This is a genomic window from Cellulomonas sp. plas2, assembly GCF_057221735.1.
The window spans coordinates 2,624,952-2,651,275 of record NZ_CM170155.1; the positions used below are offsets into that span (position 1 = coordinate 2,624,952).

Sequence of the window (26,324 nt, forward strand, 5' to 3'; positions counted from 1 at the left end):
CCGCGTGCGTCGCCCGCGCCGGCTCAGGTGAAGGTCTTGAGGACCGCGAGCCGCAGCCGCAGCAGCGACGCGGCGTCCGTGGCGAGGTCCGGGTGCCCCAGCACGCGCCCCGCGTCGAGGCGCCCTGCCAGCGCCCGCGCGACGGCCCGCTCCGCCAGGTCCGCGTGCGACGCGTCCACGACGCCCTCGACCGCCGCCGCGTCCTCCGGGCCGGCGAGCACCACCGCGAGGCGGCGCGCGTCCGCGACCCCGGCCGCGGCCACGGTGAGCAGCGCCGCCCACGCCTCGGCGCCGCCGAGCGCGCGCTCGACCGCGGACCGCCGCGCCTCGTCGAGCGCCGCGCCGGCACGGTCGGCCACCGCCGCCCGCCACGCCCCCACCGCACTCTCCGCCTCGGGGACCCCGAGCGGCGCGTGCGACGGCGCCGGGGCGTCGGCCAGGAGCCCGGTGGCCCCGGGCTCCGCGGACCGGGCGAGCGCGCCCCGCGCCGCGTCGAGCCCGCCCTCGTACGCCGCGACGAGCACGGCCGTCGCGGACGACCCCACGCCCTCCGCGAGCCCGGCGAGCGCCGCAGCCCGGGTACGAGCCGTGCGCCCGCGGCCGCGCGGCCGCCCCCCGCGGCTGACGACCCCGTCGAGCGCGGCCCCGGGCGCGACGAGGGCCGCCCACCCGGCCCGCACCCCGCCCTGGGCGACCGCGCCCTCGGCGACGGAGCGGCGCACGGCGGCCAGCACGGGCGCGACGGCCTCGTCGAGCAGCACGGTCAGCCGCTGCCCGGCGTCCACCTGCGCCTGCACGGCGTCGGCGAGCTCGGCCACCCAGGGGCGCAGCGCGGACAGCGCCCCGCGCAGCGTGCGGGCGACGACGGCCCGCGCGCGGTCGGGCCCGGCCAGCAGGGCGAGCCACCGGCGGATGGGCGCCACGTACGGGGGCGGGAGCAGCCCCTGGTGCGGCCCCACGTCGGGCACGACGAACAGCGGGGCCCCCGCCAGCCCGTGCGCGCGCAGGCGCTCGAGCAGGTCGGCCCGCACGACGGCCACGGACGCCGGCGCGACGCGGTCGAGCACGACCGCGACCGACGTCCCGCGTGCGGCGGCCGCGTCGAGGACGTGCCACGGCACCGCGTCGCCGTACCGGCTGGCGGTCGTGACGAACAGCCACAGGTCCGCCGCCTCCAGCAGCCGGTGCGCGACCGTGCGGTTGCTCTGCAGGACGGAGTCCAGGTCCGGCGCGTCGAGGACGGCGATGCCGCGGGGGCACGCGGCGTCCGCCACGACGACCACGTGCTCGAGCACCGGGTGCGCGGCGAGCAGGCGCTCGTCGTCCGGGTGGTGCACGAGCACCGGGCGGCGCGTCGTCGGCCGCAGCACGCCCGCCTCGCTCACCTCCCGGCCGACGAGGGAGTTGACGAGCGTCGACTTGCCGGCCCCGGTCGACCCCGACACCACGACGAGGGCCGGCGCGGTCAGCTCGCGCAGCCGGGGCAGCAGGTGCTCCGCGAGCTGGTCGACGAGCCGATCGCGCGAGCCGCGGGCCGCCGCGACGTCCGGCAGGTCGAGCGGGAACGACGTGCGCCGGGCGTCGCGGAGCAGGTCCTGCACCGCCTCGACGAGGGACGTGGCCGCCAGCGGCCGGGCCAGCATGCGCTCGGGGGCGTCGGGGGCCAGGCCCGTGCCGTCGTCGTCGGGCACGACGGCGGGCACCGGGGACGGACCGGCGGTCGCGGGGGCGCCCCCTCGGGTGCCGCCCTCGTCCGTGTCCACGGCACGCATCATCCCTGGCCGTCGGGACGCGGTCCAAGCGGGCGCGCGGGCCGCGGCGACCGGGGTGCGGCGCGGCTAGGCTCGCCGGGCGGCCCCCGTAGCTCAACGGATAGAGCAACGGCCTTCTAATCCGTCGGTTGCAGGTTCGAGTCCTGCCGGGGGCGCCCACCCCTCCCCGGCCCCGTCGCCCCCTCCGCGCCGGCCGTCCACGGTCCGTCGTCCCGGCTCGTCCCGGCCAGTCCCACGGCCCCGACGACGAAAAAGACGTGACGCGCACCCGTGCCCGCTGGTGGACTCAGGTCACCGAGAACAGCACACGGGCCCATCCGGGGCCCGGCTCGGCCATGCCCACGGACCGACCGAGCGCCCCACCGGCGCCCGGCCGCCCCGAGAGGCTCGAGAGGGGGAACCACGATGCATCCCGAGCAGCTCATCGCGCTGGCACGCGCGGAGCACGCCGAGCGGGTCGCCCGCAGCCAGGTCGCCCGGCTCCGGCAGGAGCAGGTCCGTCGTCAGGCCGCGGCCCGCGCGGCGGAGCGACGGACGGCCGACGAGGCCGGGGCGGGGCTCGACCACGACGAGCTCGCGCGGTTCCTCGCCGAGCACGCGGGGTCGGCGCCGGCCACGGCCGGGCTCGCCCGGCTCTGAGCCGCGGACCTCGGCCCACGCACCGGCCCACGCACCGGGCCCACGCACCGGGCGGCCGCGCACCACGCGGGACGGGCGGCACCAACCCCTCACGGGTGGTGCCGCCCGTCGGCGTGCCCGCGCACCGGCGCTCCCGCAGGAGGACGGCCGGGGTGCGCCCGTACGCTCTCCCCGTGACCGCCAGCAGCGACGCCAGCACCGCCAGCAGCACGCCCCCGGCCAGCACCGCGCCCCACGCCTCGTCGGGCAACGACCGGATCGTGTGGATCGACTGCGAGATGACGGGGCTCGACCTCGCGGCCGACGCGCTCGTCGAGGTCGCGGCCGTGGTGACGGACTCCGAGCTCAACGTCCTGGGCGAGGGCGTCGACGTCGTCGTCGCGCCGCCGGAGGCCGCGCTGGCGCAGATGGGCGACTACGTCCGGCAGATGCACACCACCTCGGGGCTGCTCGAGGAGCTGCCGGGCGGGACGACCCTCGAGGAGGCCGAGCGCATCGTCCTGGAGTACGTCCGCACGTGGGTCCCCGAGCCGCGCAAGGCGCCGCTGGCCGGCAACTCCGTCGGCACGGACAAGGGTTTCCTCGACCGCGACATGCCGGCCCTCGTCGGGCACCTGCACTACCGGATCATCGACGTGTCGTCGATCAAGGAGCTGGCCCGGCGCTGGTACCCGCGCGTCTACTACGCCTCCCCCGAGAAGACCGGCGGGCACCGGGCCCTCGCCGACATCCTCGAGAGCATCGACGAGCTGCGCTACTACCGGCAGGCGCTCATGGTCCCGCAGCCGGGTCCCACGTCGGCGCAGGCGCGTGCCGTCGCCCAGGGCGTCGTCGCCACCTCGGCGCTGCCCAGCCGCCGTCCCGCCACGCCGTCCCGCCACGGCGTGACGCCCGGCTGACCGGCCGACGACGAGAGGCGCCGCACCCCGACCGGGGAGCGGCGCCTCTCGTCGTGCTGGGGTGGCTAACGGGACTTGAACCCGCGACCCCCTGGACCACAACCAGGTGCTCTACCTGCTGAGCTATAGCCACCACGGCCCCGGGCGAGCCCGGGCCGACGAGGAGTCTAGCGGGTGCGCGGCGTGCTCACGCACCCGACGGGCGCAGCCGGGCGACGAGGGCGTCGGCGAACGCCTCCACCGCGCCCGGGCCGTGCGCGAAGAACAGGGACGGCTCGATGACCTCGAGCTCGAGGACGACAGGGCGGCCCTGGTCGTCCGGCACCATGTCGACGCGGGCGTACAGCAGCGGGTGGTCGACGCCCGGCACCAGCCCGGGCAGCGCGTCGACCACGCGCTGGGCCAGCGAGAGCTCGGCCTCCGAGGCGGTCGCGTCCGCCTGCACGCCCTCGCGGTGGAAGGGGCCCTCGTCGCTCTCGCCCTTGCGGTACGGGCCGGCCAGCGCCGGCGTCTTGCGCACGGAGTGGCTGAGCTGGCCGTCGATGAACACGACCGCCGTCTCCCCCACCGTGTCGACGCCCGCGAGGTAGCGCTGCAGCATCACCCAGCGGCCCACGCCGAGCAGGTTCTTGGCGTGCATGATCGCCAGGGAGCGGGACTGCGTCTCCCCCGCCACGTAGCGGCCCGTGTCCCGCGAGCCGGCGCTGACGGTCGGCTTGATGACGAAGTCGCCGAAGGCCGGGAACCGCGTGTGGATGGCGCGCGAGTCCATCTGCCGCTCGGGGTCGAGCCAGATCGTCGGCACGATGGGCAGCCCCGCGCCCTCCAGCGCGCGCAGGTACGTCTTGTCGATGTTCCAGGTCACCGCCGCGGCGGGGTTGAGCAGCGTGCTCGTCCTGTCGACCCGGCGGATCCACTCCGCGAACTGCTGCGGCCGGTCGCTGTAGTCCCACGTCGAGCGCAGCAGCACGGCCGGGTACGTGCCCCAGTCGACGGTCGGGTCGTCCCACACGACCGGCTCCGCGCTCACGCCGCGCTCCGCCAGCGCGGCGACGAGGGGCAGGTCGTCGGGGTCGAGGTCGGGCAGCTCGGCGCAGGTCGCCAGGGCGATGCGCGCGGTCGGGGTGCTCACGCGGGTGACACTAGGCGACGGCACCGTCGCGCGGGGTGTGATCCACCAGACGCCGGAGGCCGGTGAGCAGCACCGTGGCGTCGGCGGCGCCGGCATCGCGGCCTCCGTCGGTGAGCACCACGCGCCCGGCCGGGGCCCCGACGAGCTCGGCCAGCACCTCCCCGAGGTCGGCCGTCAGCGGCACGCGGGGGGCGTCGGCGTCCGCGGCGGTGAGGGGCCACAGGTCACGACGGTCCAGCCCGCCGAGCCCGAGGAGGCGCGTCGTGCGACCCCCGCCGACGAGGTCGGCCACCGCCGGCGACGCCGGCCGCGCCACGACCTCGAGCGGCCCGGCGAGCTGCTCGACGTGCGCGCCGCGGCTCAGCACGAGCACCCGGTCGGCCAGGCGCACGGCCTCGTCGACGTCGTGCGTGACGAGCATGACGGTCGTGCCCAGCTCGCGGTGCACGCGCAGGAACTCGTTCTGGAGCCGGCGCCGGCCGACGGGGTCGACCGCGCCGAACGGCTCGTCCATGAGGAGCACGGGCGGGCCCCCGGCGAGCGCCCGCGCCACGCCCACGCGCTGGCGCTCCCCGCCGGAGAGCTGGTGGGGGTAGCGCCGCGCGTACCGCGCGGGGTCCAGCCCCACGAGCCCGAGCAGCTCCGCGGTGCGGGCGGTGGTCCGGGCGCGGTCCCAGCCGAGCAGCCGGGGCACGGTGCCGACGTTCTGCCCGACGGTGCGGTGCGGGAAGAGCCCGACCTCCTGGATCACGTAGCCGATGCGCCGGCGCAGCGCCACGGGGTCGACCTGAGTGACGTCCTCGCCGTCGAGGAAGATCCGGCCGGACGTCGGCTCCACCAGCCGGTTGGCCATCCGCAGCGTCGTGGACTTCCCGCACCCGGACGGCCCGACGACGGCCAGGAGCTCGCCGCGCCGCACCGAGAAGGACAGGTCGTCGACCGCGGCGCCGGTGGCCGGTCGGTCGTCGCGCCCGCGCCGGGCGGGGGCCGACTCGTCGTACGCCTTGTGGACGTGGTCGAAGCGGATCACCGCCCCGTCGTCGTCCCCGGCGGTGCGGGCACGGTCGCGGGGCGCGTCGGGGGCGTGGGTGGCTGCCACGTCCGGGACGCTAGCCGCTGCGGGCGAGCGGCGCCGGTCAGCACGTGGCCGCGCGGCGTGCGGCGGCGCGTGTCGGGGGCCGCCGGTACGGTCGGCGCGTGCAGACACGCGCGCTCGCGGAGCTCCCCGGTCGCCTCCGCGCGGCCGAGGGCGGGCCGCCCGGCAACCCCTGGTTCTCCTGGGAGTACCTGCAGGCCAACCGGACGGACGTGCTCGCGGCGCTCGCGCAGCACACCTCCCTGACGGTCCAGGCGGTCCTGGTCGCGGCGGTCGTCGCGCTGCCGCTCGCGGCGCTGGCGCACCTGCGGCCCCGGCTCGCCGCTCCGCTGCTGGGGACGACGGGCGTGCTCTACACGATCCCGTCGCTGGCGCTGTTCGCGGTGCTCGCCCCCTACACCGGGATCGGCCGCACGACCGTCCTCATCGGGCTCGTCGTGTACGCGCTGCTCGTGCTGGTGCGCAACGCGCTCGTCGGGCTGCAGGGCGTCGACCCCGCCGTGACGGACGCGGCGCGCGGGATGGGCTACGGGCGGCTGCGCCTGCTGCTCACGGTCGAGCTGCCGCACGCCCTGCCCAGCGTCGTGACCGGCCTGCGGCAGGCGACCGTGACGACGGTGGCGCTCACCACCGTCGGCGTCGTCGTCGGGTACGGGGGCCTGGGCCAGCTCCTGTTCCGCGGGTTCCGCAGCAGCTACCACGCGGAGGTGATGACGGCGACGGTGCTCTGCCTGCTCCTCGCGTTCGTCCTGGACCTGCTGCTGGCCGGCGTCGGGCGGGCGGTCACGCCGTGGGCGCGCGCGGGCCGGGGGGCCTAGGCCGTGGACACCGTCGCCGAGGCGATGCGCTGGCTCAACGACCCGCTGAACTGGACGGGTCGCAACGGCGTGCTGGAGCTGACCGCCACGCACCTGACCGTCACGGCGCTGGCGGTCCTGCTCGGCACCGCGGTCGCGCTGCCGCTGGGGCTGTGGCTCGGGCACCTGCGGGCGGGTGCCACCGTCGGGGTCGTCGTGTCCAACACCACGCGCGCGCTGCCCACGTTGGCGCTGCTGACGCTCCTGGCCGCGAGCGGCCTGTTCGGCTCGACCGCCACGGTGCTCGCGTGCGCCGTGTTCGCGGCGCCCCCCGTGCTGGCCAACACCGTCACGGGCATCGCGGGGGTGGACCCGGCCGTGCGCGACGCCGCCCGCGGCACCGGCCTGTCGCGGTGGCAGGTGCTGCGCCAGGTGGAGCTGCCGCTGGCGGTGCCGCTCGTCGCCGCGGGCCTGCGCACCGCGGTCGTGCAGGTCATCGCCACCGTGCCGCTCGCCGCGCTCGTCGGCGGCCGTAGCCTCGGCACGGTCGTCGTCACGGGGTTCGGGCTGCAGCGCTACGGGCAGGTCGTCGCGGGCGGGCTCCTCGTCGCCGGGCTGTGCCTCCTGGCCGAGCTCGTCCTCGCCCTCCTGCAACGCGTCGCCAGCCCCCGCGGGCTGCGGCTGCGCGACGCCGCCCGCCGCACCACCGCCGGTCGCCCCTCCCGTCGCCGCAGGTCACGGTCCGGTGACGGTCCCGCCGTCGCAGGGGTCCAGAGGTTGCCCTGACCCGGCCCCGACGGTCCAATGTCCCCCGGTCCCCCACCCCGAGCCCGCGCAGACCACGCCGCTCGCCCCCAAGGAGAACCCATGCGCCGTCGTCCGACGCTCCTGGCCCTCGCGGCCGCCACCGGCCTGCTGCTCGCCGCCTGCGGCGACCCCGGGTCCGGCGGTGGTGAAGCGGCCCCCACCTCCTCCGGCTCCGCCGGCGGCACCGTCTGCGAGCCCGTCGCCGGCGAGCAGCTGGTCGCCCTCGAGGACGACCAGCAGTTGCAGAACGCCGACAACATCGTGGCCGCGTTCAACGCGGCGGCCGTCGCCGCCAACCCGTCGATGGTCGAGCTGCTCGACGCCGTCGGCGCGGCGCTCGACACGGAGGGGCTGATCGAGCTCAACGCGCAGGTGGACGTCGACCGCCAGACGCCGAGCGAGGTGGCCGCGGCGTTCGTCGAGGCCGAGGGCCTGGCGGCCGCCTCCGCGACGGGGTCCGGCCCGGTCGTCATCGGCGCGGGCAACTTCACCGAGAGCGCGACGCTCGCCGAGATCTACGCCGCGGTGCTGCGCTCGGCCGGCTTCGAGCCGAGCGTGCAGCAGATCGGCAACCGCGAGACCTACCTGCCGGCGCTGCAGGACGGGACGCTGTCCGTGGTGCCGGAGTACGCCGCGACGCTCGCCGAGTTCCTCAACGGCAGCATCAACGGCGCCGACGCCGAGCCCGTCGCGACGCCGGACATCGACGAGACGATGGCCGCCCTCACCCCGCTGGCCGAGCAGTCGCAGCTCGTGGTGGGCACGCCGTCGGCCGCGCAGGACCAGAACGCCTTCGCCGTCACGCAGGCGTTCGCCGAGCAGTACGGCGTCGAGACGCTGTCGGACGTCGCGGAGGCCTGCGCCGGCGGCATCAGCCTGGCCGGTCCGCCGGAGTGCCCGGAGCGCCCGTTCTGCGGCCAGGGCCTGGAGGAGACGTACGGGCTGGCCCTCGAGTTCAGCTCCTACGACTTCGCGCTCATCGCCACGGCCGTGCGCCAGGGCGAGGCGGCGATGGGCCTGGTCCTGTCCTCCGACGCGGCGCTCGCCGACCGGGGCTGACGCCCGGGCCGTCGCCCACCGCGGCCCGTACCGGCCGCGCACGCCAGGAGGGGCCCGACCGTCACGGTCGGGCCCCTCGGTGCGTCCGGCGCCGGTGCTCCCGGTCCCGGGACGGCCGCTCAGAGGCCGGCGGACTCCAGGAAGCGCAGCCAGACCTCGCTGACCGTCGGGTAGGACGGCACGGCGTGCCACAGGCGATCGATCGGCACCTCCCCGACGACCGCGATCGTCGCGGCGTGCAGCATCTCCCCCGCGTCCGGCCCGACGAACGTCGCGCCGACCAGCACGCGCCGTTCGGTGTCGACGAGCACCTGCGCGCGGCCGACGTAGCCCTTCGCGTGCACGCTGGCCCCGGCGACGGCGGACAGGTCGTAGGAGATCGCGCGCACGGGCAGGCCCGCCGCCTCGGCCTCGGCCTGCGTCGGGCCGACCCACGCCACCTCCGGGTGCGTGAAGACGACCTGCGGGACCGCGTGCGCGTCCGCCGTCGCGCGGTACCGGCTCCAGGGCCCGGCGCCCTGCTCCGCCTCGGCGCTGGGCGCCGGCGCGAGCGGCGGCTCCTCGTCGCCGGACGACGCGTCGGAGCCGGTGTTCGAGTCCGTGGCGGCACCGCCCGACCCGGAGGCGAAGCGTGCGGCGACGACGTCCCCGACGACACGGGCGTCGTACTTGCCCTGGTGGGTCGTGTGGGTGCGGTCGGTGACGTCCCCGCAGGCGAACAGCCAGCCGCCGGCCACGCCCGTCACCTGGAGCGCGTCGTCGACCTCCAGCGCACGGCCGGGCTCGAGCCCGATCGTCTCCAGCCCCAGGTCCGCCGTCCCCGGCCGGCGCCCGGCGGCGACGAGCACGCGGTCGACCGTGAGCGTGCGCTCCCCGTCCGGGCCGGTGACGTCCAGCTCGACCGCACCGCCGGCCCGACGCGCGGCCCGCGTCTCCGCGCCGAGCAGCAGCTCGACGCCGAGGTCCCGCAGCGCGTCGGCGAGCAGCTCGCTCGCGAAGGGCTCGGCCGGCGCGAGGACGCGGTCCCCGCGCACGAGGAGCGTCACCTGCGACCCGAGCTCGGCGTACGCGGTGGCCATCTCGACCCCCACGACGCCGCCGCCGATGATGGCGAGCCGGCCGGGGACCTCCTTGGCGGAGGTGGCGTCGCGGCTCGTCCACGGGTCGACGTCGGCCAGGCCGTCGACCGGCGGCAGCGTGGGTACGGAGCCGGTGCACACGATGACGGCGTGCCGGGCCCGCAGGCCGTGCGTGGTCCCGTCGTGCGTGATGGTGAGCTCCCGCTCGCCGGTGAACCGCGCGTGCCCGCGCAGGAGGGTCAGGCCCGCGCCCTCGACCCACTCGACCTGGCTCGCGTCGTCGTAGTGCGAGGCGATCTCGTCGCGGTAGGCCAGGACCGCGGCGGCGTCGATGCCGCCCGTCACGGCCGCGTCGGCTCCCGGCACGGCCTTCGCCGCGGCCACCGCGGCACCGGGCCGCAGGAGCGCCTTCGACGGCATGCAGGCCCAGTAGGAACACTCGCCGCCGACGAGCTCGGCCTCCACGACGGCCACCGACAGGCCCGTGCGGCTCGCGCGGTCCGCGGCGTTCTCGCCGATCGCGCCGGCGCCGATGACGACGACGTCGACCTCGCGGACGTCGCCGCCCGCGTCCCCGACCCCTCCGCCGGCGCCGCCCTCGGCGCCCTGCCCGCTCTGCGCCTGCTCTGCTCGCTGCGCCATGGATCCACCCTCCCGGCGGCCCGACGGCCCGTCCGTCCCTCCGCCGCCGCTCATCCTGGTGCCGGCGGTGCCCGTGCCGCGCGCGCTGCGGGGCGTCGCCCGTCGGCGGGGCTCAGCGGTCGAACGCGCAGGCCTCCGCCTGGCTCAGGCCCGCCTCGAGGCGGCCGCGCATCTCGTCGTCGAGCGGGGGCAGCGCGTCGAGCCGGAAGAAGGCGGCCTCGGTGTTCTCGCCGTCCGCCGGGCTGGGCTCGCCGCGCTCCCACCGGCAGCGGAACGTCAGGTCGAGGTACTGCGCGCGGTCGCCGTTCGCGTAGGTCATGGGCGGCAGGGCGTGCACGCGCACGAGCCGCTCGGCGACGGCGACGACGTCCGCCTCCTCGAGCACCTCGCGCTCGGCGGCCACGGCCGGCTGCTCCCCCGGGTCGATGATCCCGGTGACGGGCGTCCACCGGCCGTCGTCGGACCGCCGCACGAGGAGCACCTCGGCCTCGTCGCCCGTGCCCCTCAGCACCACCGCCGTCACGCCGGAGAGCCACAGGGGGTGGTGGCCGACCTGGGCGCGCAGGTCGACGATGAAGTCGGGGATCGGCACGGCCGCGATCCTACGCAGGGCGCTGCCACCACCCGCCGCCGGCGGCCGTGGCCGCCCCTCCGACGCCGGAGGCCCCGTCCTGCTGGACGGGGCCTCCGAGGGGGTGCGCCATCAGGGACTCGAACCCCGAACCCGCTGATTAAGAGTCAGCTGCTCTGCCCATTGAGCTAATGGCGCGCGGGGAGAGACGTTAGCACCGCCGGGCCACGACGGGCGAATCGGCCCTCCTGACGCGGGCGCCACCCGGCGGCAACGACCGGATGTGCCGCCCGCGGTGCTCGCGCGCGGTGCGGGCCCGCGGTGCCGGCCCGCGGTGCCGGCCTCCGGTGCCGGCCCGCGGTGCCGGCGTGCGGTGCCGCTCAGAGGTACAGGCCCGTGCCCCGGCCCGCCGCGCGCGGTGCCGCCACCGCGTGGACGTCCTTCTCGCGCAGCAGCAGGTACGTGCGGCCCTCGAGCTCGACCTCGGCGCGCTCCTCGGGGTCGAAGAGCACCCGGTCACCGACCTCCACCTGGCGCACGTGCTGGCCGACGGCGACCACCTGCGCCCACGCCAGGCGCTTGCCGACCACGGCCGTGGCCGGGATGACGATCCCCGCGCTCGACCGGCGCTCGTCGGCAGAGCCGTCGCGGTGCACGAGGACGCGGTCGTTGAGCATCCGGATCGGCAGCGACCCGGGCACGGGGGCGCCCGACGAGGCAGCGGCCGTCCCGGTGGCGGAGGCGCCGACCGGCTCCGTCCGCGGCGCTCCCCCGGACGCCGCAGCCGGGGTCCCCGGTGCCGACGGGCTCTCCGCCCCCACGGCGGGCGCGGGCGGCGTCGAGGTGGGTGCTCCGGCCGACGGGGACGACGGGGACTCGCTGGTGCTCACGGGTCGAACCTACCGGGGCGATCCCGGCGGCCTACGCTGGCGCAGCCCGTCCCCGCCGTCCCGGTGCGGCCCGCCGCCCGTCGGCCGGCCCCCGCGCGACGGCGCCACCGAGAGGAGCACCGTGCCCCGTCTGACCGTCGGCGAGACCGCACCCGACTTCACCCTGCCCACCGCCGACGGCGGCACGCTCGCCCTGGCGGACCTGCGCGGCCGGCCCGTCATCGTCTACTTCTACCCGGCGGCGATGACCCCGGGCTGCACCACGCAGGCGTGCGACTTCCGCGACAACCTGGCCTCGCTGGCCGCCGCGGGGTACGCGGTCGTCGGGGTCTCCCCCGACCCGGTGGACCGGCTGGCGGCGTTCGTCGAGCAGGAGGGCCTGACGTTCCCGCTCGTGTCCGACGCCGACCACGCCGTCATGGAGGCGTGGGGCGCCTGGGGCGAGAAGACGCTGTACGGCAAGAAGGTCACCGGCGTCGTCCGCTCGACGGTCGTCCTCGACGCCGAGGGCCGGGTCGTCCTCGCGCAGTACAACGTCAAGGCGACGGGGCACGTCGCCAAGCTGCGCCGCGACCTCGCGGTCGCCTGACGCCCGCCCCGGGCGCCGGCACCGGCCGGGCGCAGAGGCCCTGACGCCCGTGCCGGCCGGGTGGCACACTCCTGACGCGGTCCGGCCGGCAGCGGCCGGACCCGCGGGAGTGGTGAAACGGCAGCCACGCCAGGTTTAGGTCCTGGTGCCCGAGAGGGCGTGCGGGTTCGACTCCCGTCTCCCGCACGCCCCTCGCGCACGCCCCCGGCAGCGATCCCCGGCGGCCGACCTCCGGGGGCCACCGCGGGAGGCCGCGCGGGCTCAGGCGCCCGGCAGCACCGCCGCCTCCAGGTGCACGGCCTTGAGCACGGTCATGGACGCCAGCAGGTCCGGTCCGTAGCCGGCTCCGGCGCCGGAGTCGCGGCGCGGGTCGGCCGAACCGCCGGGCGCGCCCCCGAAGACCGCGTTGACCTTCACCGTGCCGACCTCGAGCTCGTCGGCCGCCCGCAGCGCGTGGTCCAGCCGCGGCGTGAGCACCGTCGCCGCCAGCCCGTAGCGACCGGCACCGGCCAGCTCCAGGGCCGCCGCGAAGTCCGGGACGCGCGTCACCGCGGCGACCGGCCCGAACGTCTCCTCCGTCATCACGTCCATGTCCGCGGTGCACCCGTCGAGGACCGTCGGCGGGTAGAAGGTGCCCGGGCCGTCCGGCCGCGCACCGCCCGCCAGCACCCGGGCCCCGCCCGCGACGGCGTCCTCCACGTGCGCGACGACGACCGCGAGCTGCTGCTCGTCGACGAGCGGCCCCAGCCCGGTCGCGGGGTCCGTCGGGTCCCCGACCACCGTGGCCTGCGCCACCGCGACGAGCTCGGCGAGCACGGCGTCCGCCACCTCCTCGTGCAGGTACACGCGCTCGACGGACGTGCAGAGCTGCCCCGTGTTGGTGAAGGCGCCGATCGCGATCTGGCGCGCCGCCCACGCCGGGTCCACCCCGGCGTCGACGACGAGCGGGTCCTTGCCGCCGTTCTCCAGCAGCACGCGGGCCCCGCGGGCGCCGGCAGCCGTCGCGATGGCACGCCCGGTCGCGGTGCTGCCCACCTGCGCGACGAGCGCGACCCGGGGGTCGGCGACGAGCGCCGCACCTGTGGCCCCGTCGCCGTTGACGACCGACAGCACCCCGGCCGGCAGGGCGTCGGCGACGAGGCGCCCGAGCTCCCAGCCGGACCGCGCGCTGCGCTCGGACGGCTTGTGCACGACCGTGTTGCCGGTGACCAGCGCGGCGGCGAGCAGCCCGGCAGCCGCCGGCAGCGGGTCGTTCCAGGGTGTGATGATCGCCACGACGCCGTGGGGGTCGCGGCGGACGACGTCGAGCGCGGCGGGCGCCCCGGCGAGCGTGCGGCCGGTCGGGCCGAGCCCCGTCGTCGCCGCCTCCTCCAGCAGCTCCGCAGCCACCTGCGCCGACTCGACCGACGAGCCCAGCAGGCGTCCCGTGTCCGCCGTCAGCGCCGCCCCGAGCGCGTCGGCCTGCGCGCGCACGGCAGCCGCGGCGGCGCGCAGGTACCCCGCGCGCTCCCCCGGCGAGGTACGGCGCCAGGCGGCCCGAGCCGCGTCCGCGGCCGCCACGGCTGCACCCACCTCCGCCTCGGTGGCAGGCACCAGCACGAGCGTGGGCGTCCCGTCGACGGGGGACGTGCGGGTCAGCTCGCGGTCCCCCGTCGCGGGGACGAGGTCGCCGCCGACGTGGTGCTCGGCCAGGCGCAGGGGGGCGGTCGACGTCCCGTCGGCCGGGCTGGTGGTCGTGCTCCCGGTGGCGGTGCGGTCGGGCGTCAGCGTCATGGCGTCTCCTCGCGGTCGTCCCCGGCGGTGCCGGGGGTGGCGCCGGCCACGTGCCGGCACGGCTGCCGGCATCGTGCCGCACGCCGCCGACATCCGGCCGGCGATGCACCGGACGGGCACGTCGCGCCCCCCGGCCCGGGCACTGCTCGACTAGCGGCACCGGGTGAAGTGCTCCACAGTGACGCCCAGGCGCCCGGCCGGGCGCCGTCGGCAGGACCGGTCGGCACGACTGCGTCCCTGGTCAGGGAGGTCCGCCACCGATGAGGGCACGGCAGGTCCCGGCAGGTCAGCGGCGCACGGCCACGTCCATGTCGACGGACACGTCGACGGACACGGCGACGGTGCGCGGCGCCCGCCCGGCGCCGGCAGCGCCCGCGGCGGGCGGCACCGCACGGCCCGGCGGCCCGACGACGCCCGCCACGGGGCTCCCCGCGTGAGCGCGGCCCCGCTCCCGCCCTGGTCCCTCGTCCTCACCTCGCTCGGCCGTCCGCGGCTGGCCGGGCTGCTCGACGTCCTCACGCTCGACCTCGCCCAGGCGGCGCGTGCCGCACGTGCCGGGGGTCGCTCCCTGCCCGCCCCCGTCGAGGTCGTCGTGGTCGACGACCGGCCCGTGGCCCTCGACCCCCGGCCGGACGACGACGCCCCCGTGCTGCGCGACCCGGCCCCGCTGGAGGTGGCGGGCACCGACGGCCCCGGGGCCACGCCCGTGCGGGTCGTCCGCACCGGCGGCCGCGGGCCGGCCGCCGCTCGCAACGCCGGGTGGCGCTCGGCGTCGGCCCCGTGGGTCGTCCTGCTCGACGAGCTGCGCGAGCCGGCTCCGGGCTGGGCCGCCGCCCTCGCCGAGGACCTCGCGGCCGCGGCCACCCGTGCGGGGGGACGGACGGCGCTCAGCGGAGGCGCCGCCGAGGCGCCCGCCGACGCCGCCGCTCCCGGCGACGACCTGCTCGTGCGGCGCGACGCGCTGGCCGAGGTGTGGGGCTGGGACGAGCGCATCGGCGACACCGCGCAGGCGCACGACGACCTCGTCGCCCGGCTGGGGGCGGCCGGGTGGGACGCCGTCCCCGGGACCCGCTGCACGGCGGGGCCGACGGGACCGGAGCGCGCCACGGGCGCGGGGACCCGCACGGACGCCCCCGCACCCACCCGCCGAACGGACGCCGACCTGACGTCCTGGCCGCCGCCCGTGCAGGCGGTGCTCTTCGACCGGGACGGCACGCTCGTGCACGACGTGCCCTACAACGGCGACCCGGACCAGGTCCGCGTCATCGCCGGCGCGCACGAGGTCCTCGACGCCCTGCGCGAGGCCGGCGTGGCGGTCGGGATCGTCAGCAACCAGTCGGGCATCGCGCGCGGTCTGCTCAGCGTGGCGGACGTCGCCGCCGTCAACGCCCGCGTGGCCGCGGAGGTGGGCCCGTTCGGCACCGTTCAGGTGTGCCCTCACGGCACCGGTGACCACTGCGCGTGCCGCAAGCCCGGCCCCGGCCTCGTGCTGCGGGCGGCGCACGCGCTGGGCGTGCCGCCCTACGCCTGCGCGGTCGTCGGCGACATCGGGGCCGACGTGGGGGCCGCGGTCGCCGCCGGGGCGCGGACGGTCCTCGTGCCCACCGCCGTCACGCGCAGCCGGGAGGTGGCGACGGCGCCGGTCGTCGCGGTCGACCTGCGGGCGGCCGTCGCGCACCTCGTCCCCGGCGTGCTCGACCCGCTGCCCGGCGGCGTCCCGGACGGGGCGCCGCGCACCGCCGGGGACGCCGCGTGACCCGGGTCCTGGCGGTCCGGCTCGACAGCGACGGCGACGTCCTGCTCACCGGGCCGGCCGTCCGCGCCCTGGCCGCCGGCGCCGAGGCGCTGGACCTGCTCGTCTCCCCCGCGGGACGCCAGGCCGGCGAGCTGCTGCCGGGCGTCGACCGCGTGCTCGTCGCCGACGTGCCCTGGAGCGGCTACGCGCCGCCGCCCGCCGACCCGGCGGCGCTGCGGGACCTCGTCGACGTGCTCGCGGCCGGCCGCTACGACCGCGCCGTGGTGTTCACGTCCTTCCACCAGAGCCCGCTGCCCATGGCGCTGCTGCTGCGGATGGCCGGCGTGCCGTTCGTCGCCGGCACGAGCGAGGACTACCCCGGCTCGCTGCTCGACGTGCGGCACCGCCGCCCCGACGGCCTGCACGAGGTCGAGGCCGCCCTCGACCTCGCGCGCGCGGTCGAGGGCGAGGTCGAGGGCGAGGTGGGGGCGGCCGCAGCCGGGCGGCGGGGTAGCCCCGCCCTCGACCCCGCCCTCGACGACGACCGCCTGGCCCTGCGCGCGGACCGCGTCGCGGCGGCCGCGGCCGCCCTGCCCGACGAGGTGCCGGCCGGCGGGTTCGTCGTCCTCCACCCCGGCGCGTCCGTCCCCGCCCGGGCCCCGTCGCCCGCCCACGCCCGTACGATCGCGCTCGCGCTGGCCGAGGAAGGGCGGACCGTCGTGGTGACCGGGGGGCCGGGCGAGCGGGAGCTGGCACGCGCCGTCGCCACCGGCGTGCCCGGTGCGGTCGACCTCGCCGGCCGGACGAGCCTGGCCGGGCTGGCCGCCGTGCTGGCGCGCGCCGACGCGGTCGTCGTCGGCAACACGGGCCCGGCGCACCTCGCCGCGGCCGTCGGCACGCCGGTCGTGTCGCTGTTCTCGCCCGTCGTGCCCGCCGACCGCTGGGCGCCGTGGGGCGTCCCGACCGTCGTGCTGGGCGACCAGGGCGCACCCTGCGCCCTCACCCGGGCGCGCACCTGCCCCGTCGAGGGCCACCCCTGCCTCACCGGCGTCACGCCGGGGCAGGTGGTCGCGGCCGTCGACGCCCTGTCCCTGTCCGCCGCCGGAGCACCGGCGCGGACCACCGACCACGCAGACGCGTCCGGCGCACGGCCGGACGGGAGGGTGAGCGCATGAAGGTCCTGGCCTGGCACGTGCACGGCTCGTGGATGACCTCGTTCGTCCACGGCTCCCACGACTACCTCGTCCCGCGCGACGCCGAGCGCTCCCGCGACGGCGGCGGCCGCGCGACGACCTACGCCTGGCCCGACCGCGCGCGCGAGGTGCCGATCGACGTGCCGGACGGCACCGGCCTGGCCGAGGACCGCCCCGACGTCGTCGTCCTGCAGCGCCCCCACGAGCTCGAGCTGCTCGAGCGCTGGACCGGCCTGCGCGCCGGCATGGACGTGCCGGCCGTCTACGTCGAGCACAACACGCCCGCCGGGCCCGCGGCCGCCACGCGCCACCACCTCGCCGACCGGTCCGACATCCCCGTCGTGCACGTCACGTCCTACAACGCCCTCATGTGGGACAGCGGGGCCGCGCCGACCCTCGTCGTCGACCACGGCATCGTCGACCCGGGGTACACCTACACCGGTGAGCGCGAGCGGGTGGCCGTCGTCGTCAACGAGCCCGTGCGCCGGTGGCGCGTGGCCGGGACGGACCTCGTCGTGCGGGTCGCGGAGGACCTGCCGGTCGAGGTCTACGGGATGGGCATGGACGCCCTCGCCGAGCACCTGCCGCAGCACAAGGAGCACCTGCACGAGGACGTCCGGCAGGCCGACATGCACGTGGCGATGGGCGGGGCCCGCGCCTACCTGCACCCCTACCGCTGGACGAGCCTCGGCCTGTCCCTCCTCGAGGCGATGACGGTCGGCCTGCCCGTCCTCGTCGTCGCCTCGACCGCCGCGCCGGAGGCGGTGCCCGCGGCCGCCGGCGTCGTCAGCGCGGACCCGGCGGCGCTCGTCGCGGCCGGGCGGCGCTGGCTCGCCGACCCGACGGAGGCGCGCGAGCGGGGCCTCGCGGGCCGCGAGCACGCCCTGGCGCGCTACGGGCTCGCCCGGTTCCACCGCGACTGGGACGAGGTCCTGGCCGCCGTCGTCGAGGGGAGGGTGCCGTGAGGGTCGCCCTGGTCTCGGAGCACGCCAGCCCCCTGGCCGTGCTCGGCGGCGTCGACGCCGGCGGGCAGAACGTGCACGTCGACGCCCTGGCCCGCGGTCTCGCCGACCTCGGTCACGACGTGCGCGTCTACACACGGCGTGACGACGCGTCGCTGCCGGAGCGGGTGCCGCTCGGGCCGCGCGTCGAGGTCGTGCACGTGCCCGCCGGGCCCGCGCGGGAGGTGCCCAAGGACGCTCTCGCGCCGTACATGGACGCCTTCGGCGACTGGATGGCGCGCGACTGGGAGCGCACCGGCACCCCGGCCGTGGCGCACTCGCACTTCTGGATGTCGGGGCTGGCGACCCTCCGGGCGGCCGCCGCGCTCGACGTGCCCGTGGCGCACACGTACCACGCGCTGGGCTCGGTCAAGCGCCGCCACCAGGGCGCGAAGGACACGAGCCCGGCGGGCCGGGTCGCGGCGGAGCTGTCCGTCGGGGAGCGCGCCGACCTCGTCGTCGCCACCTGCCGGGACGAGGTCGACGAGCTCGTCCGCCTCGGCCTGGACCCCGCGCGCATCCAGGTCGTGCCCTGCGGCGTGGACGTCACGCACTTCCGGCCCCTGCCGCCCGCCCGCCGGGGCCGTGCCGCCGGTGCCGCCCGCGGCGGCGGCGCCCTCCTGCCCCGCCGCCGGCAGCCGCACCGGCTCCTCGTCGTCGGGCGGCTCGTCGAGCGCAAGGGCGTCGACACCGTCGTCCGGGCGCTGGCCGCGGTCCCGGGGACGGAGCTCCTCGTCGCCGGGGGGCCGCCGGCGGACCTCCTGGCCGCGGACCCCGAGGCGTGCCGGCTCGTCGCCCTGGCGGAGGCGCTCGGCGTCGACGACCGGGTCACGCTGCTGGGGCGCGTCGAGCACGACGACCTCCCGGCGGTCATCGGGTCGGCCGACGTCGTCGTGGCGACCCCCTGGTACGAGCCCTTCGGCATCGTCCCGCTCGAGGCCGCGGCGTGCGGCGTGCCCGTCGTGGGCAGCGCCGTCGGGGGGCTGCTCGACTCCGTGCGTCCCGGCGTCACCGGCCTGCTCGTGCCGCCGCGCGACCCCGACGCCCTCGCCGCGGCGCTGCGCCCGCTGCTCGCCGACCCGGTGCGGCGCCGCGCGCTCGGGCAGGCCGCGCGCCGCCGCGCGGTCCGCACCTACGCGTGGTCCCAGGTCGCCCAGCGCACGGCGGCCCTCTACCAGACCCTGGCCCTCCCGGCCGATGCGCTGCTCGCCGGGCCCGCCGCCGTCCCCGCCCTCACGGAGGTCGCCGTATGAGCGCCCAGTCCTGGATCGACGCCCACGACGACGAGCTGCGCGGTGCGCTCGACGGCCTGCGGGCCGACGCCGCCGTCGTCGAGCGCTGGGGGCGCACGCTGACCGACCGCCTGCTCGACGGCGCGCGGCTGCTGGCCGCGGGCAACGGCGGGTCGGCCGCCGAGGCGCAGCACCTGACCTCCGAGCTCGTCGGACGCTTCCTGGCCGACCGGCGGCCGCTGTCGGCGGTGTGCCTCTCCGCGGAGACCTCGACGCTGACCGCCCTGGTGAACGACTACGGGCCCGAGGAGATGTTCGCGCGCCAGGTCGAGGCGCACGGTCGACCCGGGGACGTGCTGGTCCTCCTGTCGACCTCCGGCTCGAGCCCCAACGTGCTCCGCGCCGCCGAGCGCGCGCACGAGCGCGGCCTGCTCGTCTGGTCGCTGACGGGGCGGCGGCCCAACCGCCTCGCGGCGCTGTCCGACGAGGCGCTGTGCATCGACGCGCCCTCCACCGCCGCCGTGCAGACCCTGCACCTCGTGGCGATCCACGCGCTGTGCGCGGCGGTCGACGAGGGGCTCGCGCGGCTCGACGCGGTGCACGCGGCGCCCGTCGTGCGCAGCCTCGAGGCCACCGCGTGAGCGGCTCGCCGCGGGCGGTGCGCCCGCACGTGGTCGTCGTCGGGGACGTCGTGCTGGACCGGGACGTCGACGGGACCGTCGAGCGCCTGTGCCCCGACGCACCGGCCCCCGTCCTCGACGTCACCCGCGTCCGCGAGAGCCCCGGCGGCGCCGGCCTGACGGCCCTGCTGGTCGCGGCGTCGGGGGCGCGGACGACCCTCGTCGCACCCCTGGCCGACGACGACGCCGGCACCCGCCTGGCCGAGGACCTGCGCCGTGAGGTCGCCGTCGTGGCCCTGCCGCACGTCGGCGGCACCCGGCGCAAGGTCCGCATCCGCAGCGGCGGTCAGTCCCTCGTGCGGGTCGACGACGGCGGGCCGGGCGCGCCCGGTGCGGTCGACGCCGACGCCGTGCGCGCGGTGCTGGCCGACGCGGACGTCGTCCTCGTGTCGGACTACGGCGCGGGCGTGACGCAGGACCCGGCCCTGCGCGAGGTGCTGGCCGAGGCGGCCCGCGGCACCCGGGTCGTCTGGGACCCGCACCCGCGGGGCGGCGCACCCGTCGCCGGCGCGGCGCTCGTCACGCCGAACCTGTCCGAGGCGAGGGCGGCGGCGGGCGGAGGCGGCGGGGGTACCGCCGGTGGCACGGCGCCCCAGCACCCCGACGAGCTCGCCGCCGCCCTGCGCGCGTCCTGGGAGGCGCGGGCCGTCGCCGTCACGGCCGGGGCCGACGGCGCGTTCGTCGCCGGTGGGGGCGACGCGCAGTACGTGCCGGCCGTGCCGGTCGCCGGCGGCGACCCGTGCGGCGCGGGGGACCGCTTCGCCGCCACCGCGGCCGTCGCCCTGGCGAGCGGCGCCACCGTGACGGAGGCCGTCGGCCGGGCCGTCGCGGACGCGGGGGCCTGGGTCGCGGCGGGCGGGGCGGAGGCGTTCCGGCGCGAGCGCGACGAGGAGACCGGGGCGCCGCCGGCGGCGGCGGACGTGACAGCGACCGGTCCGGCGGCGGAGAGCGCCGACGCCGCGCCCACGGACGGGACCGACGCCGTGCCGACCCCCGACGACGTCGAGGCGCTGGCAGCCCGGCTGCGACGCGGCGGTCGGCGGCTGGTCGCCACGGGCGGGTGCTTCGACATCGTCCACGCCGGGCACGTCGCCACGCTCCAGGCGGCCCGCCGGCTCGGCGACGCGCTCGTCGTCCTCATGAACTCCGACGCGTCGGTCTCGCGGCTCAAGGGCCCGACCCGGCCCGTCGTCACGGCGGGCGACCGCGCCCGCGTCCTCGAGGCGCTGGACTGCGTCGACGCCGTCGTCGTCTTCGAGGAGGACGACCCCGGCGCGGTGCTGGCCCGGCTGCAGCCGGACGTGTGGGCCAAGGGCGGCGACTACGGCGGGACCGAGCTGCCCGAGGCGGCGACGGTCCGCGCCCACGGCGGGCGGATCGTCCTGCTCCCCTACCTGGACGGCCGGTCGACGACGTCCATCATCGAGCGCTCGGGACGGTCCCGGGCGCAGCACGTGCCGGCAGCGGTCGGCGAGAAGGAGGCGGTGTGAGCACCCAGTCGAGCGCGAGCGCGCAGGCGGACCAGCGGACGGACCAGCAGGCGGACGCGAAGGTCCTGGCCCCCCGGCCGGTCGGCACGGTGTTCGTCACCGGCGGGTCCAGCGGCCTGGGGTCGGCGGTCGTCGACGCCGTGCTGGCCGCCGGCGGGACGGTCGGCGTGCTCGACCGCGTGCCGCCGAAGCAGGACGTGGCGTTCGTCGAGGTCGACCTCGAGGAGCCGGCGTCGGTGGTCGCGGAGGCCGTCGAGCGGCTCGTCGGCCTCGTCGGGGCGCCCACGGGCGTCGTCACCGCGGCCGGCACGGACGCCTGCGGCGCCCTCGTGGACATCCACCCGGACGTGTGGGAGCGCGTCGTGCGCGTCAACCTGTTCGGGACCGTCGCCGTCGTGCGCGCGTGCCTGCCGCACCTGGAGGCCTCGCGCGGGACCGTCGTCACCGTCGGCTCGACCCTGTCGCTGCGGGGCATGAGCGACGCGACGGCCTACAGCGCCTCGAAGTTCGCCGTCCGCGGCTTCTCGCACGCCCTCGCGGCCGAGCTGCGCGGCAAGGTCGGGGTCACGCTGCTCATCCCCGGCGGGATGGACACGGCGTTCTTCGACGGCCGCACCGAGCAGTACAAGCCCGGCCCGGACGCGGACCTCAACGACCCGCGCGCCACGGCCGGCACGGTGGTCACGGCGCTGACGCAGCCCGTCGGGTCCGAGATCCGCGAGATGCTCGTCATGGCCTCCGGGGAGAGCTCCTGGCCGTGACCGGCGACGTCCTCGTCCTGCGCGCCCTCGGCCTCGGCGACGCCCTCACCGGTGTCGCCGCCCTCCGTGGGCTGCGGCGCGCGTTCCCCGGTCGTCGTCTGGTGCTCGCCGCACCGACGACGACCGGGGGCTGGCTGCGCGACCTCGGCCTCGTCGACGCGGTCCTGCCGACGCGCGAGCTGGAGCCGTTCGCGTGGTCGGGGACGGGCCACGTGGCGGTCAACCTGCACGGCCGCGGCCCGCAGAGCCACGCGCTCCTCGCGGCCACGCGCCCGGACCGGCTCGTCGCCTTCGCCGCCCCCGGCCACCCCGGCGGCCCGACCTTCGACCCCGAGGAGCACGAGGTCCTGCGCTGGTGCCGTCTCGTGGCCTCCGCGGGCGGGTCGTGCGGCCCGCAGGACCTGCGCCTGCCGGAGGTAGCGCCCGCCCCCGCCCCCGCTCGCGACGACGCACGGCCCGAGGTCCTGCTCCACCCCGGTGCGGCGTCCGGGGCCCGGCGCTGGCCCGCCGACCGCTTCGCCGCGGTCGGGGCGGCCCTGCGGGCGCGGGGCTTCCGCGTGGGCGTCACGGGCGGTCCCGACGAGCGCGAGCTGTGCGCGCAGGTCGTCGCCGGCGTCCGGGAGCGCGGCGGGACGGCGGGAGGCGGCACGGGGGACGCCGGGAACGAGGCACGCGACGTCGTCGACCTGGCGGGAGCGCTGGACCTGCCCGCTCTCGCGGCACGCGTCGCGGGGGCGGCGCTGCTCGTGTGCGGGGACACCGGGGTCGCCCACCTCGCCACGGCCGTGGCCACGCCGTCGGTCGTGCTGTTCGGCCCGGTGCCGCCCCGCTGGTGGCGCCCGCTGCTCGACGAGAGGCGCCACGCGGTCGTGTGGCACGGCGACGACGGGTCCCCCGCGGGCGACGGCGGCGCCGACGTCGTCCACCCGTGGCTGGCGTCCGTCCAGGTCCCCGAGGTGCTGGACGCCGTCGACCGCGTCCTCGGCGCCGGGAGGGCGCCCGCCCACCCGCGCCCCGCCGCTGCGCGGTCGACGAGCACCGCCGTCGCCCCGCGGCCGACCCGCACCGCACGCACGGTCGGCACCGCGACCCCGGCAGGCCCCGCGCGCGCCGTCAGCCGCGCGTCGCACGTCGCGTCGGCCGCCTCGCGCCCGGACGGGTGAACGGTCACCCCGAGGGGTGACGCGTCCGGCCGCGGCTCAGGAGGGAGGTCGTCGCGTCGATCGGCGGGGCTGACGGAAGGAGTCCCTCGATGCGCGCACGCCCCCGTGCCCTGCTCGTGCTCTGCCTCGCCGGTGCGGCGGTCGCGGGCCTGGCCTCGTGCTCCGACGGGACGAGCGCGCAGGTGCACGCGGTCTCCGCCGGCACCGTCGTCGAGGTCGCGGACCTCACGACCCCGGCGGCGGAGGACGTGGTCCTCACCGTCGAGGGGACGTCGTCGGGCACCGTGACGCTGTCCATGGCCGACCTCGAGGCGATGCCGACGGTCGAGGCGGAGGTGTACGAGCCGTTCCTCGAGGAGCGGGTGACGTTCCGGGGCGTCGCGCTGGCCGAGCTGCTGCGCGTCGTGGGCGTGCCGCAGGACGCGACGGTCCTGCACTCGCTGGCCCTCAACGACTACGCCGTCGACGTGCCGCTGACCGTCGCCGACCACCCGGGCGCCGTCCTCGCGACCCGCGCCGACGGCGAGCCGATCCCCCTCGAGGAGGGCGGGCCGACCCGCCTCGTGCTGACCGACGACCACCCGGACACCCGCGACCAGTCGCTGTGGATCTGGAGCATCGCGTCCCTCGCGGCGGACAGCACGGCGCCGTGACCGCGCGATGACGGGGCGGCGCGCCGGCGCGCCGCGAGGGCTGCACGTGCCGCGGAGGCCGCGCGCGTCGCGGACGCCGCGGGCGCAGCGCGCCTGGTGGTCGCGAGCCGGCGCCGGCACCGACGCCGGCGCGAACCGAGGCGGGGCCCGGCTGTCACCGGTGCAGGGGCTCCTGGCGCTGGCGCTCGCGGCCGCGGTCCTCGCGACGCCGGTGCTGTCCCTGCGCGACTACGCCAGCCTACGGGCCACGGCGAACTCCTTCTCCCTCGCGCAGGACGTCACCGGCAACCTCGCGGACGCCCAGCGTGACGCCCTGCTCGCGCTCGTGCAGGCGGAGCGGCTCGACGCGGGCGACGACTCCGTCGTCACCCTGCGGCAGCAGAGCGCGTTCCTCGGCCAGCAGGTGCGGATCCTCGCCGCGAAGGACCTCGACGGACCCGTCGCGGCCCAGGTCACGCAGGCCGTCGCCGACCACGCCCGGCTCGACGCGCACCTCGAGGCCCTGCCCGACGTGCTCGCCCCCGACGAGGTGGCCGCGGCCCGCGCGACCGTCGTCGCCGACGCCGAGGCGGTCGTCGCCGACGTGCGCGGCCTCTACGCGCGCCTCGAGGGCGCCTTCTACTCCGAGCTGTCCGACCGGCTGCAGCAGCAGAACGCCCAGCAGCGCCTCGTCGTCGTCTGCGCCGCGCTGTCCCTCCTGCTCGGCGGGCTCCTGGTGGTGCTCCTGCAGCGCTCGGTCCGGCGGGAGTTCTCCGCCGCGTACGCCCTCGTCGTGCGCGAGGCCGCCGAGCGCGCGGAGGCGCAGCGGGCGGTCGAGCTCAGCGAGCGGCGGTTCCGCGCGCTCGTGGCGCACGGCAACGACATCACGCTCGTGCTCGACGAGCGGGGTGCGCTGACCTACGTCGACCCGCGCACCAGCACCGCGCTCGGGACCACCGTCGGGCCGCTCGACGGCCTGCGCGTCGGCGACCTCGTCCCGGCGGACCTGCAGGCGTCGGCCGTCGCGTCGTTCCGCGCGTGCCTGGCTGCGCCCGGCGCCACGACGACCCTCGACGTGGCGGTCCGCCTGCCCGGCGCCGGGCAGGACCCCGCGGGCCTCACGCACCTGGCCGTGCGGCTGACCAACCTGCTCGACGACCCCGCCGTCGCCGGCGTCGTCGTCAACGCGCACGACGTCACCGACCGGACCCGGCACGCCGCCGAGCTCGAGCACCTCGCGTACCACGACCGCGTCACGGGCCTGCCCAACCGCCTGCGGCTCGACCGGGACCTCGACGCGGCGGCCGCCGAGGACGAGCACGGGACCGGGGTGGCGGCGCTCGCCGTGCTCGACCTCGACGGCTTCCGCTCGCTCAACGAGCGCGTCGGCGCCCTGCGCGGCGACGCGGTGCTGCACGAGCTCGGCGCGCGCCTGCGGCGGCACGTGCCGGACGGCGTGGTCTACCACCTCGGCGGCGACGAGTTCGTCGTCCGGCGCGCGGGGGACGACGACGCGCACGGGCTGGCGCAGACCCTGCGCGCCGCGCTGCGCGTCCCGCTCGACGCCGTCCCCGGGGTGGCGGTGACGGCCGGCATCGGGGTCGTGGCCGCCCGCGCGGCCGACGTGCGGCCGCACGAGCTGGTCCGGCACGCCGACGCGGCGATGCAGGAGGCCAAGCGCCGCGGCCCCGACCAGGTCGAGACCGTCGACGGCGCCGGGCTCGCCGAGCAGGCGGCCCGCCAGCACCTCGTCGACCGGCTGGCGGAGGCCATCGCGCACGACCGCCTCGAGCTGCACTACCAGCCGATCGTCCGCACCGGCGACCGCTCGTGGGTGGCGGTGGAGGCGCTCGTGCGCTGGCGGACCGCCGACCGGCTGGTCCCGCCGGACGAGTTCATCCCGCTGGCCGAGGAGTCCGGGCTGGTCCTGGCGCTGGGCCGCTGGGTCGTGGCCACGGCAGTCCGCGACCTCGCCGTCATGCGCGCCGCCGGACGCCCGGACCTCAGGGTGAGCGTCAACGTCGCGGCGACGCAGCTGCACGACCTGGGCTTCCTCGACCACGTCCGGCACTGCCTCGCGCGCGCCCGGCTCTCCCCCGACGCGGTGGTCCTCGAGCTCACGGAGACCGTCGTCCTCGAGGACCCGGAGCACGCCATCGCGGTCCTCGCGGCGGCGCAGGCCGTCGGCATGGAAGTGGCGCTCGACGACTTCGGCACGGGCTACTCGTCGCTGGCCTACCTGCTGCGGCTGCCCGTCGACCTCGTCAAGCTCGACCGCTCGTTCCTGCGGGACCTCACCGTCTCGCCGCGCACCCGGCGCCTGCTCGGCGCGCTCACCGCGATCGTCCACGACCTCGGGATGCGGGTGACGGTCGAGGGCGTCGAGACGGAGGCGGAGATGGCCGCCGTCGTCGCGGCCGGCTGCGACACCGTCCAGGGCTACCTGCTCGCCCGCCCGGCCCCCCTGGGTGCACTGACGCCCGCCGCCCCGGAGGGGACGGCGGGCGTCCGGACGGGCCTTGCGGCGCTGTCGCCGGTCCGGGGACGGGACCTCGCACCGGGCCCGGCCCCCACGGGAGCGACCCCGCGGGTGCCGGCCCCGCGCGGGCCGGTCGACGAGGCGCGCGACCGCAGCAGCCGCCGACCGCCACCCGTCGCATGACGGTCCGGCGTCGCCCCCACCGGGCGGGAG

At 78.0% G+C, this 26,324-nt stretch carries 23 protein-coding genes, 4 tRNA genes and 1 pseudogene; 18 read left to right on the forward strand and 10 right to left on the reverse strand.

Features of this window, described 5'->3' with window-relative positions:
* Window positions 1-23: 23 nt before the first annotated feature.
* A complete protein-coding gene (locus AC2TDM_RS11745) occupies window positions 24-1,763 on the reverse strand; it encodes a dynamin family protein (RefSeq protein ID WP_484634725.1) in 1,740 nt (579 codons plus the stop codon).
* A 91-nt stretch (window positions 1,764-1,854) separates the two neighbouring features.
* Here AC2TDM_RS11745 and AC2TDM_RS11750 point away from each other — a divergent pair.
* The 3 genes from AC2TDM_RS11750 (at window position 1,855) to orn (ending at window position 3,310) form a co-directional block, all read left to right on the forward strand.
* Window positions 1,855-1,927 (forward strand) — tRNA-Arg (locus AC2TDM_RS11750).
* 250 nt (window positions 1,928-2,177) lie between these two features.
* Window positions 2,178-2,411 (forward strand): hypothetical protein, encoded by a 234-nt coding sequence (locus AC2TDM_RS11755; RefSeq protein WP_090029931.1) that lies wholly within the window; start codon window positions 2,178-2,180, stop codon window positions 2,409-2,411.
* Between the two features lie 257 nt (window positions 2,412-2,668).
* Window positions 2,669-3,310, forward strand: coding sequence for an oligoribonuclease (gene orn / locus AC2TDM_RS11760; RefSeq protein ID WP_484636449.1), 642 nt, complete (start codon window positions 2,669-2,671; stop codon window positions 3,308-3,310).
* A 57-nt stretch (window positions 3,311-3,367) separates the two neighbouring features.
* Here the strand turns inward: orn and AC2TDM_RS11765 are convergent.
* From AC2TDM_RS11765 to AC2TDM_RS11775, 3 genes are all read right to left on the reverse strand, one after another.
* Window positions 3,368-3,443: transfer RNA gene (locus tag AC2TDM_RS11765), tRNA-His, on the reverse strand.
* Window positions 3,444-3,497: 54 nt separating this feature from the next.
* Complete coding sequence (locus AC2TDM_RS11770) at window positions 3,498-4,442, reverse strand: ATP-grasp domain-containing protein (protein WP_090029927.1); 945 nt, start codon at window positions 4,440-4,442, stop codon at window positions 3,498-3,500.
* Window positions 4,443-4,452: 10 nt separating this feature from the next.
* Complete coding sequence (locus AC2TDM_RS11775) at window positions 4,453-5,472, reverse strand: ABC transporter ATP-binding protein (RefSeq protein ID WP_090030422.1); 1,020 nt, start codon at window positions 5,470-5,472, stop codon at window positions 4,453-4,455.
* A gap of 167 nt (window positions 5,473-5,639) precedes the next feature.
* Between AC2TDM_RS11775 and AC2TDM_RS11780 the strand changes: the two genes are divergently transcribed.
* From AC2TDM_RS11780 to AC2TDM_RS11790, 3 genes are all read left to right on the forward strand, one after another.
* On the forward strand, window positions 5,640-6,356 hold the full coding sequence (locus AC2TDM_RS11780; protein ID WP_090030420.1) for an ABC transporter permease: 717 nt from the start codon (window positions 5,640-5,642) through the stop codon (window positions 6,354-6,356).
* A 3-nt stretch (window positions 6,357-6,359) separates the two neighbouring features.
* Window positions 6,360-7,121, forward strand: coding sequence for an ABC transporter permease (locus tag AC2TDM_RS11785; protein ID WP_484634726.1), 762 nt, complete (start codon window positions 6,360-6,362; stop codon window positions 7,119-7,121).
* A gap of 81 nt (window positions 7,122-7,202) precedes the next feature.
* Window positions 7,203-8,201 carry a glycine betaine ABC transporter substrate-binding protein gene (locus tag AC2TDM_RS11790; protein WP_090029923.1) on the forward strand — a complete coding sequence of 333 codons (999 nt, stop codon included), beginning with the start codon at window positions 7,203-7,205 and terminating at the stop codon, window positions 8,199-8,201.
* A 119-nt stretch (window positions 8,202-8,320) separates the two neighbouring features.
* On the opposite strand, the gene AC2TDM_RS11795 is transcribed toward AC2TDM_RS11790, so the two are convergent.
* From AC2TDM_RS11795 to AC2TDM_RS11810, 4 genes are all read right to left on the reverse strand, one after another.
* Window positions 8,321-9,922 (reverse strand): dihydrolipoyl dehydrogenase family protein, encoded by a 1,602-nt coding sequence (locus tag AC2TDM_RS11795; protein WP_090029921.1) that lies wholly within the window; start codon window positions 9,920-9,922, stop codon window positions 8,321-8,323.
* Window positions 9,923-10,034: 112 nt separating this feature from the next.
* On the reverse strand, window positions 10,035-10,514 hold the full coding sequence (locus AC2TDM_RS11800; RefSeq protein WP_484634727.1) for an NUDIX hydrolase: 480 nt from the start codon (window positions 10,512-10,514) through the stop codon (window positions 10,035-10,037).
* A gap of 104 nt (window positions 10,515-10,618) precedes the next feature.
* A tRNA-Lys gene (locus AC2TDM_RS11805) sits at window positions 10,619-10,691 on the reverse strand.
* A gap of 182 nt (window positions 10,692-10,873) precedes the next feature.
* The gene (locus tag AC2TDM_RS11810) at window positions 10,874-11,170 is read right to left on the reverse strand and encodes a GroES family chaperonin (RefSeq protein ID WP_090030418.1); all 297 of its coding nucleotides are present in this window, start codon (window positions 11,168-11,170) and stop codon (window positions 10,874-10,876) included.
* A 319-nt stretch (window positions 11,171-11,489) separates the two neighbouring features.
* On the opposite strand from AC2TDM_RS11810, the pseudogene bcp reads away from it, so the two are divergent.
* Both bcp and AC2TDM_RS11820 read left to right on the forward strand, forming a co-directional pair.
* Window positions 11,490-11,972: pseudogene (gene bcp, locus AC2TDM_RS11815) on the forward strand (thioredoxin-dependent thiol peroxidase); the annotation flags it as partial.
* Between the two features lie 103 nt (window positions 11,973-12,075).
* Window positions 12,076-12,158: transfer RNA gene (locus tag AC2TDM_RS11820), tRNA-Leu, on the forward strand.
* 75 nt (window positions 12,159-12,233) lie between these two features.
* Here the strand turns inward: AC2TDM_RS11820 and AC2TDM_RS11825 are convergent.
* Both AC2TDM_RS11825 and AC2TDM_RS11830 read right to left on the reverse strand, forming a co-directional pair.
* Window positions 12,234-13,745, reverse strand: coding sequence for an aldehyde dehydrogenase family protein (locus AC2TDM_RS11825; protein WP_090029917.1), 1,512 nt, complete (start codon window positions 13,743-13,745; stop codon window positions 12,234-12,236).
* Between the two features lie 286 nt (window positions 13,746-14,031).
* Window positions 14,032-14,166 carry a hypothetical protein gene (locus AC2TDM_RS11830; protein WP_275407328.1) on the reverse strand — a complete coding sequence of 45 codons (135 nt, stop codon included), beginning with the start codon at window positions 14,164-14,166 and terminating at the stop codon, window positions 14,032-14,034.
* Window positions 14,167-14,178: 12 nt separating this feature from the next.
* Here AC2TDM_RS11830 and AC2TDM_RS11835 point away from each other — a divergent pair, with 12 nt between their 5' ends.
* From AC2TDM_RS11835 to AC2TDM_RS11880, 10 genes are all read left to right on the forward strand, one after another.
* Window positions 14,179-15,501, forward strand: coding sequence for an HAD-IIIA family hydrolase (locus AC2TDM_RS11835; protein WP_484634728.1), 1,323 nt, complete (start codon window positions 14,179-14,181; stop codon window positions 15,499-15,501).
* Window positions 15,498-16,655 carry a glycosyltransferase family 9 protein gene (locus tag AC2TDM_RS11840; RefSeq protein ID WP_484634729.1) on the forward strand — a complete coding sequence of 386 codons (1,158 nt, stop codon included), beginning with the start codon at window positions 15,498-15,500 and terminating at the stop codon, window positions 16,653-16,655. The genes AC2TDM_RS11835 and AC2TDM_RS11840 overlap by 4 nt, the downstream gene beginning before the upstream one ends.
* Complete coding sequence (locus AC2TDM_RS11845; protein ID WP_484634730.1) at window positions 16,652-17,638, forward strand: glycosyltransferase; 987 nt, start codon at window positions 16,652-16,654, stop codon at window positions 17,636-17,638. The genes AC2TDM_RS11840 and AC2TDM_RS11845 overlap by 4 nt, the downstream gene beginning before the upstream one ends.
* The gene (locus AC2TDM_RS11850; protein WP_090029910.1) at window positions 17,635-18,927 is read left to right on the forward strand and encodes a glycosyltransferase; all 1,293 of its coding nucleotides are present in this window, start codon (window positions 17,635-17,637) and stop codon (window positions 18,925-18,927) included. The genes AC2TDM_RS11845 and AC2TDM_RS11850 overlap by 4 nt, the downstream gene beginning before the upstream one ends.
* The gene (locus AC2TDM_RS11855) at window positions 18,924-19,547 is read left to right on the forward strand and encodes a D-sedoheptulose-7-phosphate isomerase (protein ID WP_090029908.1); all 624 of its coding nucleotides are present in this window, start codon (window positions 18,924-18,926) and stop codon (window positions 19,545-19,547) included. Before AC2TDM_RS11850 ends, AC2TDM_RS11855 begins: the two co-directional genes overlap by 4 nt.
* Complete coding sequence (locus AC2TDM_RS11860; protein WP_484634731.1) at window positions 19,544-21,076, forward strand: PfkB family carbohydrate kinase; 1,533 nt, start codon at window positions 19,544-19,546, stop codon at window positions 21,074-21,076. The genes AC2TDM_RS11855 and AC2TDM_RS11860 overlap by 4 nt, the downstream gene beginning before the upstream one ends.
* A 65-nt stretch (window positions 21,077-21,141) precedes the next feature.
* A complete protein-coding gene (locus AC2TDM_RS11865) occupies window positions 21,142-21,837 on the forward strand; it encodes an SDR family oxidoreductase (RefSeq protein ID WP_484636450.1) in 696 nt (231 codons plus the stop codon).
* Window positions 21,834-23,000 (forward strand): glycosyltransferase family 9 protein, encoded by a 1,167-nt coding sequence (locus tag AC2TDM_RS11870; RefSeq protein ID WP_484634732.1) that lies wholly within the window; start codon window positions 21,834-21,836, stop codon window positions 22,998-23,000. Before AC2TDM_RS11865 ends, AC2TDM_RS11870 begins: the two co-directional genes overlap by 4 nt.
* A gap of 89 nt (window positions 23,001-23,089) precedes the next feature.
* A complete protein-coding gene (locus AC2TDM_RS11875; RefSeq protein ID WP_090029905.1) occupies window positions 23,090-23,653 on the forward strand; it encodes a putative pterin-binding protein in 564 nt (187 codons plus the stop codon).
* Window positions 23,654-23,813: 160 nt separating this feature from the next.
* Window positions 23,814-26,294, forward strand: coding sequence for a putative bifunctional diguanylate cyclase/phosphodiesterase (locus AC2TDM_RS11880; RefSeq protein WP_484634733.1), 2,481 nt, complete (start codon window positions 23,814-23,816; stop codon window positions 26,292-26,294).
* Window positions 26,295-26,324 lie beyond the last annotated feature (30 nt).